This is a genomic window from Enterobacteriaceae endosymbiont of Donacia versicolorea (genome assembly GCF_012570965.1).
Taxonomy (GTDB): domain Bacteria; phylum Pseudomonadota; class Gammaproteobacteria; order Enterobacterales; family Enterobacteriaceae.
This window is the reverse complement of sequence record NZ_CP046214.1, coordinates 1-720: the sequence shown is the minus strand read 5'-3', so window position 1 is coordinate 720 and position 720 is coordinate 1. Positions and strand designations below refer to the sequence as shown.

Here is a 720-nt window from a genome sequence, read left to right as displayed (position 1 = left end):
TTTCGCTGCCGCTCGACTTGCATGTGTTAGGCTTGCCGCCAGCGTTCAATCTGAGCCATGATCAAACTCTTCAATTAAAAATACGATATAAAAAATAACTAATTTCTAAAAATTGAATGCCCACATATATTTTCTGACAAATTATTAAAGAACTAAAAACATTTTTATAAGACAATGTTATTGTTTTCTATAATACAATATTTTTATAAAAAGTCAAATAAAATTTATTTTATATTTACATTAAATATATTTAATATCTAAAATTTTGTACTTTATTACCCCCCTGGGGGTTTTTACATTAATAATATTATTTTTTTCTTTTCCAATTAATGCTCTAGAAATAGGTGCATTAACAGAAATTAAATTATTTTTTAAATTTGCTTCATCATGACCAACAATTTTATAAGAAATAATTTCATCAGTTATTATATTTATCATACTTACTGTAGAACCAAAAATAATTTTATTATTATGTGTAATTTTTGTAACATCTATTATATTAGCATTAGATAATTTAATTTCTATATCTTTAATACGACCTTCACAAAAACTTTGTGCTTCACGTGCTGCGTGATACTCAGCATTTTCTTTCAAATCACCATGTTTTCTTGCTTCTATAATAGAATTAATAATTTTTGGTCTTTTTATATTTTTTAATTCCATTAATTCTTTATGTAGTTTTTTTATACCTTGTAAGGTCATAGGAATTTGATTTATCAT

At 23.9% G+C, this 720-nt stretch carries 1 protein-coding gene and 1 rRNA gene (1 of these 2 only partly in view); both read right to left on the bottom strand.

All coding sequences use genetic code 11. The annotated features are described in order from the left end of the window. Nucleotides 1–77: ribosomal RNA gene (locus tag GJT89_RS00010) — 16S ribosomal RNA — on the bottom strand (it extends 1,565 nt beyond the left edge of the window). 163 nt (nucleotides 78–240) lie between these two features. Further along, nucleotides 241–720: a transcription elongation factor GreA gene (greA, locus tag GJT89_RS00005; protein WP_168894523.1), complete on the bottom strand. Its 480-nt coding sequence runs from the start codon at nucleotides 718–720 to the stop codon at nucleotides 241–243.